The organism is Pedobacter terrestris (assembly GCF_052343045.1).
Classification (GTDB): domain Bacteria; phylum Bacteroidota; class Bacteroidia; order Sphingobacteriales; family Sphingobacteriaceae; genus Pedobacter.
Genome location: NZ_CP180264.1, coordinates 3696832 through 3712944 on the forward strand (window position 1 = coordinate 3696832; position 16113 = coordinate 3712944).

Here is a 16113-nt window from a genome sequence, read left to right on the forward strand (position 1 = left end):
AGGGTGCCTGATGACATTAATCACTCAGCGCAAGAAAAGAGCCAAGGAAACACGGAAGGCACGGAACTATTATGTTAGAAAACAACGCGTCTTATTTCTAAGGTTGCCTGATGACATTAATCACTCAGTGCAAGAAAATAGCCACAGAAACACGGAAGGCACGGAACTATTATGTTAGAAAACAACGCGTCTTATTTCTAAGGTTGCCTGATGACATTAATCACTCAGTGCAAGAAAATAGCCACAGAAACACGGAAGGCACGGAAATTATTATGTTAGAAAACAACGCGTCTTATTTCTGAGGGTGCCTGATGAAATTAATTAATCAGTGCAAGAAAATAGCCACGGAAACACGGAAGGCACGGAATTATTATGTTAGAAAACAATGTGTCTCATTTCTAAGGGTGCCTGATGACATTAATCACTCAGCGCAAGAAAAGAGCCACGGAAACACGGAAGGCATGGAACTATTATGTTAGAAAACAACGCGTCTTATTTCTAAGGTTGCCTTTCCAAAGTTCAAAACCAAACCTACCTTACACCCAGAGCATTTTAGATAGTTGATGGTTTGCGCTAGGTCTTCATTCGCTAGTGCGCTCTTACTTTTGATCTCTAAAATAACAGCATCAAAAACTACAAAATCGGCATTAAAGCTATGGGGCAGCAATATATCTTTATAATAAACTGAGTATTGTTTTTCTCTTTCAAAAACGTATTCTCTAGCACTAAATTCAATAGAAAGCGCATCTTTATAAACAATTTCAAGAAAACCACTACCTAAGTGCTTATGAACTTCAATAGCAGCATTAATAATTAAATCTGTTTCATTTTTATAGGGAAGATTATCTTGTCGTAGTTGATAATCCATTTCGATATTTTTTTTAGCTAATTTAAAGAAAATCCCGAAAACCTTCTTCTTATCTTTCCGTGTCTTTAGTGTTTCCGTGGCAAAAAACAAAAGTCACAACCTAAGTGCTTACAAACAGTTAAAGAAAATCCCGAAAACCTTCTTCTTATCTTTCCGTGTCTTCAGTATTTCCGTGGCAAAAAACAAAAAAAGCGTTTCGAACCAAATCGAAACGCTTTCCTATTATGTAAATTGTAAAATCTTATTTAGCCAATTCTTCTGCCATAGCAGCACCGATTTCAGCCGGACTTTCTACTACGCGAATACCGCATTCTGCCATGATTTTCATTTTAGCTGCAGCTGTATCATCAGCACCGCCAACAATTGCACCAGCATGTCCCATTCTACGTCCAGGAGGCGCAGTTTGTCCGGCGATGAAACCAACAACAGGTTTAGTTCCGTGTTCTTTAATCCAACGTGCGGCTTCAGCTTCCATACCACCTCCAATTTCACCAATCATGATGATACCGTGTGTTTCAGGATCGTTCATTAATAATTTAACAGCTTCAACAGTTGGTGTTCCGATAATTGGATCTCCACCGATACCAATTGCAGTGGTAATTCCCAATCCTGCTTTTACTACCTGATCAACAGCTTCATACGTTAATGTTCCTGATTTAGAGACTACACCAACATTACCTTTTTTGAAGATGAAACCTGGCATGATACCAATTTTCGCTTCATCAGCAGTAATAATACCTGGGCAATTCGGGCCGATTAAGGTTACGTCTTTGTCTGTAATATATTCTTTTACCAGAATCATATCTTTTGTTGGGATACCTTCTGTAATACAAACAATCACTTTAATACCACCTTCGGCAGCTTCCATAATTGCATCAGCAGCAAATGCCGGTGGTACAAAAATGATCGATACATTGGCGCCAGTCTTATCAACGGCATCCTTAACAGTATTAAAAACAGGCTTTTCTAAATGAAATTGCCCACCTTTTCCAGGTGTAACACCACCAACTACGTTTGTACCATAAGCCAACATTTGCTCGGCGTGGTAAGTTCCTTCGTTTCCGGTAAAACCCTGAACGATAACCTTAGAATCTTTATTTACTAAAACGCTCATGTATCAATTTTTTTTGTGCAAAGCTAATATTATTGAGTTGTAAATCAAACCTAATCTTAGAAATTTTGACCTTAAAATCTCAAGAAAATTTAAGGAAATTAAATCAAGGACTTACTTTTTCCATTTTTTTGTCCACTCGGCCTGAGCATCATCATCATGGAAAGTCCAGGCAACAAAGCGGCTTATCTTCTGCCCTTGTGACATCTGTACCGTACGCACTTCAAAAGCATTCGCTTTTACTAATGCATTATAAATGCTTTTTAAATTCGCGCTTTTGGATACCAATGAAGAAAACCACAAACATTTTTTTGCAATTTGTGCGCTCTGAACAATTATTTGTTCCACAAAAGCACGTTCGCCACCCGGAAACCAAAGTTCGGACTTATTGCCACCAAAATTTAAAACATGTTTAATTTCTGCTTCGCCTTTAAGGTTGCGCCATTTCTGGCGAGTTCCGTGCTCTGCTTCTTTTAATGATGCATGGAAAGGCGGATTACAGATTGTTAGATCAAATTGCTCATCAGCGCCAACAATACCTCTAAAAATACCCATTTTTGAACGTTGCAAACGCGCATCTACCGCACCTTGAAGTGGTTTGTTTGCATCAACAATCCGGTTTACTGATTCTATGGATATTGGATCTACATCAGAACCGACGAAATTCCAACCGTATTCCTGATGGCCAATAATCGGATAAATACAGTTTGAACCTACGCCAATATCCAGAACCTTAATTCCAGAACCTGTAGGAATTACTCCTTTGTTGCTCGATCCCAATAAATCTGCAGCATAATGAATATAATCGGCACGGCCCGGAATCGGCGGACACAGATAATCTTTAGGGATATCCCACTGGGCGATACCGTAAAACTGTTTTAACAATGCTCTATTGAGCGCACGTACGGCCTGTTGATCTGCAAAATCTATAGATTCTTCATTGTGATCATTTAAAAATACGTATTTCTTAAGTTCTTTAGAAACCGAAACAAGTTGTTTAAAATTGTAGCGCGAACGGTGTTTGTTCTTTGGATGGAGTTCGTTCTTCTCTGAACGGGAATTTTCTTGTTGAGCCAATGTATATATGCATTAACGAAATCGCTGTGTGCTGATCTCTGTTGCAAAGATAGTCAAATTGTTTAAACGATTAAGGCTGAAGATGTAGGGATTATACGTCTAACGACGTAGGCTTATCAACCCTTTCCTAAATAAACCAAGGCTTAAATATCAATTATCCTAACTTTCTTCCGTTTTTTCAATCATTGCCGGCTGGATGGCTTTCAAATATTTTTCCTGATCAAATTGATTTTCACTTTTAGCAATTACAACTGTGGCAATTCCATTGCCGATTACATTGGTGATGGCGCGAGCTTCACTCATAAAACGATCTACACCAATCAAAATAGAAATGTGCTCGATCGGCATAATTTTCATTGCAGTTAGTGTAGACACCAGAACGATAAAACCGCTTCCGGTTACACCTGCGGCACCTTTTGAAGTTACCATCAAAATACCCAGAATAGTTAGTTGCTGCCCAACATTCAAATCGACGTCAAATGCCTGACACAAAAAGATTACAGCCATTGCGAGGTAAATTGCAGTACCATCCAGATTGAATGAGTATCCCGTAGGAATAACCAATCCGACAACGGATTTATCACAACCGAAAGCTTCCATTTTTTGCATCATACTGGGCAAAGCCGATTCTGACGATGAGGTGCCTAATACAATTAGTATTTCCTGCCGGATGTATTTCAGATATTGCCAAAGGCTGAATTTATAATAACGGGCAATTCCATTTAAAATCACAAAAATAAATAGAATACAAGTAAGATACACCGATCCCATCAATTTGGCCATTCCAAAAATACTCTGCAAGCCATGGGTTCCAATACTAAAAGCCATCCCACCAAAAGCGCCAATTGGTGCCAAACGCATTACTACTTTCATAATTTTGAACAATACTTTCGATATTTTATCGAAAGCATTAAGTACCGCAGTTCCTTCGCCGCCCAGTTTATTTAAACCGTAGCCAAAAAGAATTGCAAAAAATAGAATCTGTAAAATATTTCCTTCGGCAAATGAGGCAATTACATTGTGTGGTATAATATGCAAAAAAAATTCCGCCCAGTTCATACCTTTAGCCTGCTCTGCATATCCGGCAATTTTATTTCCGTCTGTATTCCCGGTTGCCACACCAGCGCCAGGTTTGAGAATATTGGCAACTAGCAGTCCAATGGCAATAGCAACTGTACTCACAATTTCAAAATATAGCAAGGCCTTTCCACCAACGCGGCCAACTTTTTTCATATCGCCCATATGGGCAATACCCAATACAATGGTAAAAAAAATGATCGGCGCAATTAACATGCTGATCATATTGATAAAGCCCTGACTAATTAATTTCGCTGTTGAAGCAAATTGCGGAAAGAATGCACCAACCAGAATACCAATTGTTATGGCAATTAGCACCTGGAAAGTTAGATTAGAAAAAATTGATTTCATTTTGCTTGTTTGAAGCTGTAATATATGTTTTTTTAATTTATCAATATACAGTTACTGAAGTGGGCAAGCATGTGCACATACTATTTATAAATAAACACTTCAATTTTTCCATCTTCAGTTATTGCGCCGCGGTACATGCCTTCAGTATTAAAAGGCATGGTCATATTTCCTTTTCTATCTAAGGCAATCAATCCGCCGTCTCCGCCCATTTTACCAACTTTATCCAAAGCGGTTTTAGATGCTTCCACAACAGATAAACCTTTATATTCCATTAAATCTGAAATGGTTTTGGCCACCACATTTCGAATGTAGAATTCGCCCCAACCGGTACAGGAAATTCCGGCAGTTTCATTGTTGCAATAGGTTCCGGCGCCAATTATTGGTGCATCGCCTACCCTTCCATATTTTTTATTGGTCATACCTCCGGTTGATGTTCCGGCAGACAGATTGCCGTCTTTATCGAGCGCAACACAACCAACAGTACCAAATTTGTAATCGTGATTCTCTGTTCCCAGAAGTGAAGTTTTTTTGTTGCCATGATCCAGAACTGCTTTTAAAGAATCTTGCTTAATGGCTTTTTGTAATCCATCCCAGCGTTCCTTTGTCCAGAAATATTTCGGATCTACCAGTTCCAGTCCGGCTTCTTTGGCAAATTCTCCTGCACCATCTCCAATAAGCATTACATGTTCAGATTTTTCCATTACAGCACGCGCGGCAGAAATTGGATTTTTAATGGTGGTTACACCAGCAACAGCTCCGGCCATTAAATTTTTACCATTCATTATAGCAGCGTCTAGCTCATTTCTCCCTTCATGTGTAAACACTGCACCTTTACCAGCATTAAAATGAGGATCATTTTCCATTACATGAATGGTTGCTTCCACCGCATCTAAACTGCTTTTCCCTTCCTGAATTTTTGCGTAACCTGCTTTAAGTGCCTGTGTAAGCACAGTAATATATTCGGCTTCTTTCTCGGCCGACATATTCTTTTTCAAGATTGTTCCGGCACCGCCGTGAATAACCATTACATATTTTTTCTGTTGGGCAGATGCAGTTAGCCAAAGGCCAAATGCAAAAAGAAAGGGAAGTAGTTTCAGGGCTTTCATTATATTTTGTTTGAAGGCCTTAAAATAGTCATTTCTGATGGATTATTGTTTAGAAATTCCTTCTGAGGAGAATTGCAGATCGTACAGTTTTTTATAGTATCCATCAAGTTTTAGAAGCTCCTGGTGCGTACCTTTTTCTTTGATTTCGCCTTTATCCAGTACAATAATCTGGTTTGCTTTTTGAATAGTAGACAAACGGTGAGCAATAACAATTGACGTACGGTCTTTCATTAAACTGTCTATCGCTTTCTGGATCAGCAATTCAGTTTCGGTATCCACAGAGGAAGTGGCTTCGTCCAAAACCAAAATGGCAGGATTATGTACCAGCGCGCGGATAAAAGAAATCAACTGTGCCTGTCCGGCAGAAAGTGTTGCGCCCCGTTCCATCACTTCATATTGATAAGCTCCGGGCAAACGCTCAATAAAGTCATGTGCGCCAACTTTTTTAGCGGCGTCTACCACATCTTCCAATTTTATATCTGGATTATTGAGTGTGATGTTATTGAAAATGGTATCAGAAAACAGGAACACATCTTGCAACACCGTGGCAATATTGCTGCGCAGATAATCGAGCTCAAAGTTCTCTATGTTTATCCCATCAACGGTTATCGTTCCTTTTTTAATGTCGTAAAACCGGTTTAAAATATTTATGGTTGATGATTTCCCTGCACCTGTTGCCCCAACAAGCGCAACGGTTTCGCCCGCTTTGACAGAGAAACTCAGGTTTTTAAGCACAAAACTTTCGTCATTATATGCAAACCAAACCTCTTTAAACTCGATGTTGCCATTTAATACTGCTGGCGTTTCAGTTCCGTCGTTTAGCGTTCTTTCATCCGTATCCAGCACTTTAAATACACGTTCTGCACCAACCATTCCCATTTGCAAAGTATTAAATTTATCTGCCAATTGGCGAATAGGCGTGTATACCATACCCAGATAAATAATAAAATTCATGATGGTACCTGGAGATACATCTAAAGGATGATTAAGGATTTGTTTTGATCCGTACCAAATCAGTAAACTAAGCGAAAAGCCAGAAATTAATTCTACAACCGGGAAAAATATGGAATAATACCAGTTAGATCTGATGTTTGCATCGCGATAGCGTTTGTTAATGGTTTTAAATTTTCTAAACTCCTGATCCTCACGTGCAAAATATTGAATGATAGATACTCCGGTAATATGTTCCTGAAGAAAGGTATTCAGATTACTGACTTCTGCACGGATTTGCTGAAAAGCAACTTTAATCGATTTTTGAAACTTACGTGTAGCCATTACAAGTAAAGGCACGGGCAATAAAACCACCAATGTGAGTTTCCAATCAATCCACAGCATCCAGCCAATAATGACCACAACCTGTAAAGAATCTCCAATCATGGAAATCAATCCTTCAGAAAAGATATCGGCAATGGTTTCCAGATCGGAAACGGTACGTGTAATGAGCTGGCCAATTGGTGTGCGGTCAAAAAACTTTAGTCTTAACCGGGTGATGTGGTTAAATACATTTATGCGCAAATCGCGAATTACCGATTGGCCAAGTGTATTGGTAGCCAGTGTTTGGCTGTATTGGCAAAGGGTTTGCAGAACAAGCACCACAATAAGCAATATGGTCATACGCTGCAAGCCGCTATAATCGCCACTTAATATAAATTTATCAACTGTATAGCCGATTAAAAACGGACGTACCGGCGATATTGCCGCCAACAGTACAGTCAAAACCACCGACCAGATAAAAATGCCACGATAAGGTTTTACATATTTAAAAATACGTTTTAATAACCCTGTGTTGTATACATCGCCCGTTACTGCCATCTTTTTCTAATTTTGGTTGAGTGCGTTTTAAATGCCTGAGTTTTTGCGAAAGAACGCTGCTGTTCCAAATCTTTTCTGTTTTAGAATTGGCGCACCATCTTTCCAATGCTTATTCCTCATTCCTTTATATAAGGATATGCTACTTTTACTAAAAATAATCCGCAAGCGGGAACAGATTGTCCGGCCTTGCTTCTATTTTTACTTTCAATTATATCTTTTAAATCGTTAAGATCAATCTCTGCTTTTCCAATCTGCACCAATGTACCTACAATTGCCCTAACCATATTGCGCAAAAATCTGTCGGCTTCAATCGTAAAAACCAAACCGTTGGCAACCTCTTCAAAATACGCTCTAGTAATTTTGCAGTTGTTTGTAAATGTTTGCGTATGCGCTTTGCTAAAACACGAAAAATCTTCGTAGCTCAATAGTAAATTTGCCGCAGTATTCATCAGTTCCACATCCAGTGTATCTTTCAAAAGCCACGATCTGTTCAGTTTAAAGGGATCTTTATGAAAATGCATGTAATATTTGTACGCACGTGCTTTTGCGTCAAAACGCGCATGTGCATCGGCATGTACCAAAATAATCCGTTTTGCTGCAATCTGATATGGAAGTAATGCGTTTATGCCAGAAAGCGAAGTATCCACTTTATTGTCTTCTACATTTTCGAGATCAAAATGTGCAAAAAACTCTGTTGCATGCACGCCGGTATCTGTGCGCCCGCAACCTAAAGTTTCTACCGGTTGCCTGAAAACTGTCGACAATGATTTGTCTAACAATTCCTGAACTGTTAATGCATTGGGTTGTGTTTGCCAACCGTGGTAAAGTGTACCATCGTAAGCAATCTCTATGAAATACCGTTTTTTAGTCAAAGCGTTGCAAAAATACTTTTTTCATTGTATTCTGTAAGGTGATTGTGGCGATTAAAATATATTCACACTGTAAATATTTTATTATTTGTGGGGTTTCTGGCCGCAAAACAATGCATTGATGAAATTTACAGAAACCGAAAAACAAATACTTCCATTTGTATTTATAAAGTAGAAATGTATTATAATGTAGAAATACATCGGCTTCGCCGGATAACCTGGCGGCGAAAAAACACAGATATATAGCCTTTGCAAGCAAATGCAATTTTAGCTAAGTTTGCGCAAACATAAATTGACATGATACAAAGAGTACAATCCATCTGGCTGCTTTTGGCCACACTTGTTTTGGTTTTAATGTTGTTTTTTCCAATTGCCTCAAAAGAGGTAAATGGCTCAACCACCCAGGCGTTTACCAACGGTCTTCATTATTATGATACAACAAAAGCCGGCAAACCTTTAACAGTTGATGTTTTCTTACCTCTGATCATTATTCACGTTGCCATTATTCTAATGTGTTTCATCAACATATTCAACTTTAAAAGAAGAACTTTTCAAAAAAGAGCCTCAATTATTACCATAATATTTATTGGCGGATTTGCTTTTTGGTGCAGCATATTTGCTAAAGATTTGCCTGGCGGAGTTGAAGGTGCAACTTTTGGCGTTGGTGCTTACCTACCTGCCGTAGCCATTCTATTTATTGTATTGGCCATTTTTGGTATTAATAAAGACGAGAGATTGATTCGTTCTGCTGAGCGATTAAGATAAAAGCACAACAATTCGCAGCTTTTTTCGAGGCACAATCAAACGTTACAATTGCATTCTTATGTTAATATGTAAAATCTGTGCGTAACGTTTGAACAAAATTCTACAAGCGTCTGTAACAAAATGACAAAACCCCACAAAAAAAATTAAAAATTTCTGCACATTTAATCTACCCGGAGAATAGCATTACGGCACATTTAAGCGAGAGCAGCGCGCGCAAAACTTTACTAACTCGTTTTCAAATAGTTAAACCAAAAAACTATTTATTTGATTATCTGTAAAATACGGATTATTAACCGTACCTTTGCGGCTCAATTAAAAAATAAAAGACGAATGACAAACCCATTTCAATTATTGGGGATAAGTGATGACGTCGTTAATGCCGTAAAGGACCTTGGATTTGAAAATCCAACGCCGATTCAGGAGCAAAGTATTCCTGTACTGTTAGAAGGCACTAATGATTTTGTTGGTTTGGCCCAAACAGGAACAGGAAAAACAGCCGCATTTGGTTTGCCGCTGTTAGAACTAATCGATTTCAAAGTAAATAAACCACAGGCATTGATTTTATGCCCTACACGTGAGCTTTGTTTACAAATCGCTAACGACCTTAAAAACTTTTCTAAAAACATTGCTAATGCCCACGTAGTTGCCGTTTACGGTGGTGCGAACATTATGCAACAACTACGTGAAATACGCAATGGCGTACAAATTGTAGTGGCCACGCCCGGCCGTATGTTGGATATCATTGGCCGTAAAGCCATTGATTTTTCAAACGTTAAATATGTTGTGCTTGATGAAGCTGACGAGATGTTAAACATGGGTTTCCAGGATGACATCAACGATATTTTATCAACTACTCCTGATGACAAAAAAACCTGGTTATTTTCGGCAACAATGCCTGCAGAAGTGCGCCGTATTGCTAAAAAATACATGCACGAACCTGTAGAATTAACTATGGGCACAAAAAATACAGGTAACGTAAACATTGAACACGAATATTATATTGTACGTGCTCGTGATAAATATGCTGCTTTAAAACGTATTGTAGATTTTAATCCTGATATTTTCGGTGTTGTTTTCTGTAAAACAAAACTAGATACTCAGGATATTGCTGAGCATTTAATTAAAGATGGTTACAATGCCGATGCTTTACACGGAGATTTATCTCAACAACAACGTGATAAAGTAATGCAACGTTTCCGCGAGCGTAATATGCAATTGTTAATTGCAACTGATGTTGCTGCACGTGGTATCGATGTAAACAACGTAACACACGTAGTGAATTATTCATTACCTGATGAAATTGAAAGTTATACGCACCGTTCTGGCCGTACCGGTCGTGCTGGTAAATCTGGTATTTCAATCTGTATCATCAACTCTAAAGAACTAGGTAAAATCCGTCAGTTAGAGCGCATCATTGGTAAACAATTTACCAAAGCTGAATTGCCAACCGGATTTGATGTTTGCGAAAAACAACTGTTCTCGTTAGTACATAAAGTACATAACGTAGAAGTTAACAACGAACAAATCGATCAATACATTCCGCGTATTATGGATGAGTTTGCTGATTTATCTAAAGAAGATGTAATCAAACGTTTTGCTTCATTAGAATTTAACCGTTTCTTAGATTACTATTCTAAAGCACCTGATTTGAATGCAGCTGCTGGAGATGATCGTGGTGAAAGAGGCGAACGTGGCGAAAGACGCGGACGCGGTAGCGAAGGTTATACCCGCTTATTTATCAACTTAGGTTCGGTAGACGAATTTACACGTGGCGATATGTTATCTTTCATCTGCAATAACGGTAAAATTGCTGGAAAAAGCGTTGGCAAAATCGACTTAAAAGGTGTTTTCTCTTTCTTTGAAGTTGAAGACGATGTTGCTGATAAAGTTTTTGAAGGCTTTAAATCTGTTGAATTTAATGGTCGCCAGGTACGCATTGAAAAAAGCGGCGATGGTGGTCGTGAAGGCGGCGGCGAAAGACGCGGCGGCGGACGTAGCTACGGTGGTGGCGGCGACAGAAGAAGTGGTGGCAGTCGTGGTGGTTTCGGCGGAGACAGACGCAGCGGAGACAGACGGGAAGGCGGAAATCGCGAAGGTGGTTTCAGAGATTTCTCTGGCCGCAAACGTGAAGATCGCGGAGAGCGTGGCGGAAGTCGTGATGGCGGTGGACGCAGAGAAGGTGGCAACCGTGAAGGTGGCCGCAAAAAATGGTAAGATCATCCAACCAGATATATTTAAGCCAGTTTCGAATATTCGAAACTGGCTTTTTTTATTTCCGTTATTTTACATTCCATTTGTAACAGATTAGGCAATCAGACTTAAAAAATTAGCAATTACGTTTAATTCATCATCCCTCAAAATGGGATATATTTACGTTCAACTAAACCGCAAAACATGCCTGTAAAGAAATCATTCCTAACCGCTATCCTATTCCTCCTGTTATTTCAGCTTAATGCACAACAGAAAGAAAATAAAATGAATTGGTTTGCCGATGCAAAACTTGGCATTTTTATCCATTGGGGAATTTATTCGGTAAATGGAATTTCTGAATCCTGGTCATTTTTCAACAACTACATCAGCTACCCGAATTATAAAAGCCAACTTTCGGGTTTTACCGCAGCAAAATACAAACCCGAAGAATGGGTAAAACTCATTCAAGAAAGTGGTGCAAAATATGCGGTAATCACCAGCAAACATCATGATGGTGTAGCGCTTTGGAACAGCAAAGCGAAAGATGCTTTAACTATCCCACAAAGTGGCGCAGCAAAAAAAGATGTACTTACTCCGTTTGTAACAGCCCTGAAAAAATCTGGCCTGAAAACCGGAATCTATTTTTCATTACCAGATTGGTCTTATGGAAATTATGACGTTTTTACCAGAGAACGCAAACGCTACGACAGCAAAAAAGACCCTGAAAAATGGAATGCTTTTCTAAAATATCAGCAAACACAACTCAAAGAATTAGCCGAAAATTACAATCCGGATTTGTATTGGTTTGATGGCGATTGGGAGCATAGCGCCGAAGAATGGCAAGTACCCACGATTAAAAATATCCTTACAGGGAAAAACAAGAATGTAATCTTCAACTCGCGTTTGGGCAATTATGGCGACTACGAAACACCAGAGCAAGGTATTCCGGTTCTTAAACCGAAATCGCCTTACTGGGAATTGTGTTACACCATGAACGATTCCTGGGGCTACCAACCTTATGATACACATTACAAATCTGCAAATATGATTATCCGCACATTGGTTGACTGTATCAGTATGGGCGGAAATCTTCTTTTAGATATCGGGCCAAAAGCCGATGGTACAATCGCACCAGAACAACAAGAAATTTTAAAACGTTTGGGCAAATGGACAAACAAACATGCTGAAGCCATTTATGGAGCAGTTGCAGGTATTGACGGAGATCATTTTAATGGTAAAACAGCACAATCTAAAGATGGCAAAACACTTTTTCTTTATGCAGATTACAAAAGCAAAAACGGTTTTGAATTAAAAGGGATTGAATCCGTTGTGAAAAACATGGAAATTGTTGGCTACTCTGGAAAAATCAATTACAAAAAAATCGGCGAAGGCAATTATCTGATCGAAATTCCAGATGCAGCAAATGATTCTGATGTAACCGTAATTGCAGTACATTTTAATGAAAGATTAAAACGCAATCTCCCGAAAAAAAGTACAATTCCACTAGACTCTTTACTGGCAGATAAAAGGCTTAATTCTACGCAAAAAATATCAGCTATAATCAATCAGGTTGCGGAGCACAATAATCCATTTGATCGGATAAAACTTAATGCAGATGGAAGCCAATTTCAATTAAAAAATCCAGAAACTGATAAGATCAGCTATCAATGGATCTTAAAAAATGCAGAAGCATTATCTAACACACAGAATGGCATTCCAAGTGGACATTTTCAGGGTAAAACTTTTTTATCGGCCGATAAACAAAATCTCTATTTGGTGGTAGAAGGTAAACCCAGCGGACCAATTGCTTTAAAAGGATTGAAGAATAAGATTAACCGCATCCGCATTGTGGGCGAAGGGACAATTTTACCGTACGAGATTTACAATAAATTGTACTGGAGCAAAATTCCGGGTATTGTGTACATTCCACTTCCGTCAGATCGTTTAGATCCAGATTTTACGATCATAAACGTATTGTTGGATGGCCCTGTTGACCTTTATCGGGAATATGTTGGTGTATTGGATCAAAATAATTAAACTTCGCCCTTGCGCCATTTTATCTATCCTTTGTAAAATATAGTTGGTAAAAATAATTTCTGATTAAATTTACCTTAATTCGCAAATTATGCAGGCAAAGTATATTTCGTATCAGGAAACAGGATCTTTTTCTAAGCTTGTTCTCGATTACATTAACAACAAAACAGAACTTCATCCTTTCTATTCTTATCGGCCAGATATGGACGGTTTGGCAGAAGCGATTGAGAAAAGAAATTTTCTGGGCAACCGCGAGGTTCTGGTCAATGTTCTTCACCAACAATATCAAAAACTCAACGTCAATAAATCGGTATCGAAAAATATAGATTTGCTGGCCGATGCAAATACATATACGATAACAACGGGCCATCAACTCAATTTATTTACCGGTCCGCTGTATTTCATCTATAAAATTGTAACGGCAATTAACCTCGCCATTGAACTGAAAATTGCACATCCGGATAAAAATTTTGTACCTGTTTATTGGATGGCAACAGAAGATCATGATTTTGATGAAATTAACCACGTAAGTGTTGATGAAAAAAACATCAGCTGGATTCAGCAAACCAATGGCGCAACCGGCCGTTTAAGTACAAAAACCGTTGCCGCTGCTGTTTTGGCGTACAAAGGTTATCTGGGTATTTCTAAAAACGGCAAACACATTGCCAAATTGGTAGAACAAGCTTATCTGGAACACGATAACCTTGCCGATGCAACGCGTTTTCTGGTAAATAACCTTTTTGAAAAATACGGACTGGTGATTGTAAACGCCGACGATCATCAACTGAAAAAACAATTTGTACCAATCATTCTTGCAGACATTACAGAACACAACAGTTCAAAACTGATTGAACAGACATCCGCAAAGCTTGAAAATGCCGGTTATAAATCTCAGGTAAACGGCCGCGACATTAATTTCTTTTACCTGAAAGATGATTTACGCGAGCGCTTAATTTTTGAAAACAATGCGTATACTGTAAACCATACCGATATCCGTTTTTCTGCTGAGGAACTGAAACAGGAAATTGAACAATATCCAGAACGTTTTAGTCCGAATGTAGTGATGCGACCAATGTACCAGGAAGTGATTTTACCGAACATTGCTTACATTGGTGGCGGCGCCGAAGTTGCCTATTGGATGCAATTGAAGGCCAATTTTGATTTCTACAAAGTTGACTTCCCGGTATTGTTGTTGCGAAACTCTGCATTGCTGATAGATGAGCGCAGTGCGCAAAACATTTACAGTTTAGGTTTTGATCTGGCTGATTTTTTCCTTCCGGTGGAAGAATTAAAAAACATCTGGGTACGCAAAAACTCGACTATGCAGTTGAGTCTTGCCGATGAAATCCGATCCGTAAACAGCATTTTCGATCAGATTAAACTAAATGCATATAAGATAGATAAAACACTTTCTATCTCTGCAGATACGGCCAAACAAAAAACGGATAAATTACTCGCCAACTTGGAAAAGAAACTTTTCCGGGCAGAAAAACGCAAACATAAAACGGCACTAATACAGATTGAAAACGTTAAAAAGAGGTTATTCCCGAATGGAACCCTCCAAGAACGGATTCTTAATATCGCACCAATGTATGTAAATTATGGAGAAGATTTTCTTTCGTCTTGTATAGAAAATTTTGAACCGCTTGGAGGCGATTTTACTCTGCTTTTACCATAAATAATAGGTTCTTGTGAGGCACGAAGCAATCCTACAACACTTGCTGACCTACCTCACAATTACGATAAACGATAGAAAATGAACTTCATAACTTTCACCGAATCTCATCTCAGAACATTTACCTACAACGTTTTCAAAAAAATGGGTTGTTCTGATGCGCATGCACACCTCGCAACAGATGTTTTGGTACGCTCAGATTTACGGGGAATTGATTCGCACGGAGTGGCCAGATTAAGTGGTTATGTACGTTTATGGGAAAAAGGCCGCATCAATCCTACGCCAGATATTAAAATCGTTCACGAAACGCCTACAACAGCAACTGTAGATGGAGATGCCGGATTGGGTTTAGTTGTTGCGCCATTTGCGATGCAAATTGCTATTCAAAAGGCAGAAATGTATGGAAGTGGCTGGGTTTCTGTGAAAAATTCTAACCATTTCGGTATTGCAGGTTACCACGCATTAATGGCTGTAGAAAAAGATATGGTCGGAATTAGTATGACCAATGCCAGTCCGCTGGTAGCGCCAACATTTTCAAATGAGCGGATGTTGGGTACAAACCCGATGTGTTATGCTTTTCCGGCAGGCAAATTTCCGCCGGTTGTGGTCGATATGGCAACTGCTGCTGCTGCAAACGGTAAATTAGAAATTGCACAACGTGCCAATAAAAGCATTCCGGAAGGATGGGTACAAGGTCAGAATGGCGAAATCTCCAGTGATCCGAACACATTAAAAACTGGCGGATCTTTGCTGCCACTTGGAAGTGATAAAGACCACGGCAGCCATAAAGGTTATGGTTTAAGCGCAACAGTAGATATTCTTTCTGCTGTACTTTCTGGCGCCAATTACGGCCCTTGGGCGCCACCATTCGTGGCTTTCCTTGAACCCTCGGCAAATCCGGTTGGCGAAGGATTAGGACATTTTCTGGGTGCAATGCGTGTAGATGGATTTCGCCCTGCAGAAGATTTTAAAAACCACCTCGACAACTGGATCGATCGTTTTAAAAACGCGACTACATTTGATCCGGAGAAAAAAGTAATTATTCCCGGAGAACCGGAATACAACTTTGAACAAGAAAGAAAATTACAAGGAATACCGCTGATTGATGTTGTGATAAATGACCTGAATGAACTTGCAGGCAAACTACAGATTTCGCCATTACAGTAAACAAAAACTCC

Annotated in this window: 12 protein-coding genes; 5 read left to right on the plus strand and 7 right to left on the minus strand. The window is 39.1% G+C overall.

Translation table 11 applies throughout. The features are described from left to right. Nucleotides 1–475 precede the first annotated feature (475 nt). The 7 genes from ACJVDH_RS15690 to truA form a co-directional block, all read right to left on the minus strand. On the minus strand, nt 476–868 hold the full coding sequence (locus tag ACJVDH_RS15690) for a GxxExxY protein (RefSeq protein ID WP_443944348.1): 393 nt from the start codon (nt 866–868) through the stop codon (nt 476–478). Nucleotides 869–1109: 241 nt separating this feature from the next. Then, entirely contained in the window at nt 1110–1982 is an 873-nt protein-coding gene (sucD, locus tag ACJVDH_RS15695) for a succinate--CoA ligase subunit alpha (protein ID WP_443944349.1), read from the minus strand. 111 nt (nt 1983–2093) lie between these two features. Continuing rightward, on the minus strand, nt 2094–3056 hold the full coding sequence (gene rlmF / locus ACJVDH_RS15700) for a 23S rRNA (adenine(1618)-N(6))-methyltransferase RlmF (RefSeq protein ID WP_443944350.1): 963 nt from the start codon (nt 3054–3056) through the stop codon (nt 2094–2096). Nucleotides 3057–3215: 159 nt separating this feature from the next. Next, the gene (gene dctA / locus ACJVDH_RS15705; RefSeq protein ID WP_443944351.1) at nt 3216–4484 is read right to left on the minus strand and encodes a C4-dicarboxylate transporter DctA; all 1269 of its coding nucleotides are present in this window, start codon (nt 4482–4484) and stop codon (nt 3216–3218) included. Between the two features lie 80 nt (nt 4485–4564). Continuing rightward, nucleotides 4565–5590, minus strand: a complete 1026-nt coding sequence (locus ACJVDH_RS15710; RefSeq protein ID WP_443944352.1) for an isoaspartyl peptidase/L-asparaginase family protein — start codon at nt 5588–5590, stop codon at nt 4565–4567. 42 nt (nt 5591–5632) lie between these two features. After that, entirely contained in the window at nt 5633–7402 is a 1770-nt protein-coding gene (locus tag ACJVDH_RS15715) for an ABC transporter ATP-binding protein (RefSeq protein WP_443944353.1), read from the minus strand. Between the two features lie 116 nt (nt 7403–7518). Further along, nucleotides 7519–8274, minus strand: a complete 756-nt coding sequence (truA, locus tag ACJVDH_RS15720) for a tRNA pseudouridine(38-40) synthase TruA (RefSeq protein ID WP_443944354.1) — start codon at nt 8272–8274, stop codon at nt 7519–7521. A gap of 294 nt (nt 8275–8568) precedes the next feature. Between truA and ACJVDH_RS15725 the strand changes: the two genes are divergently transcribed. From ACJVDH_RS15725 to ACJVDH_RS15745, 5 genes are all read left to right on the plus strand, one after another. Further along, nucleotides 8569–9036 carry a DUF4293 domain-containing protein gene (locus ACJVDH_RS15725; RefSeq protein ID WP_443944355.1) on the plus strand — a complete coding sequence of 156 codons (468 nt, stop codon included), beginning with the start codon at nt 8569–8571 and terminating at the stop codon, nt 9034–9036. Between the two features lie 330 nt (nt 9037–9366). After that, nucleotides 9367–11250 (plus strand): DEAD/DEAH box helicase, encoded by a 1884-nt coding sequence (locus tag ACJVDH_RS15730; RefSeq protein WP_443944356.1) that lies wholly within the window; start codon nt 9367–9369, stop codon nt 11248–11250. Nucleotides 11251–11430: 180 nt separating this feature from the next. Further along, nucleotides 11431–13263, plus strand: a complete 1833-nt coding sequence (locus tag ACJVDH_RS15735; protein WP_443944357.1) for an alpha-L-fucosidase — start codon at nt 11431–11433, stop codon at nt 13261–13263. 88 nt (nt 13264–13351) lie between these two features. After that, a complete protein-coding gene (gene bshC, locus ACJVDH_RS15740) occupies nt 13352–14938 on the plus strand; it encodes a bacillithiol biosynthesis cysteine-adding enzyme BshC (protein WP_443944358.1) in 1587 nt (528 codons plus the stop codon). Between the two features lie 78 nt (nt 14939–15016). Next, on the plus strand, nt 15017–16102 hold the full coding sequence (locus ACJVDH_RS15745; RefSeq protein ID WP_443944359.1) for an Ldh family oxidoreductase: 1086 nt from the start codon (nt 15017–15019) through the stop codon (nt 16100–16102). Nucleotides 16103–16113 lie beyond the last annotated feature (11 nt).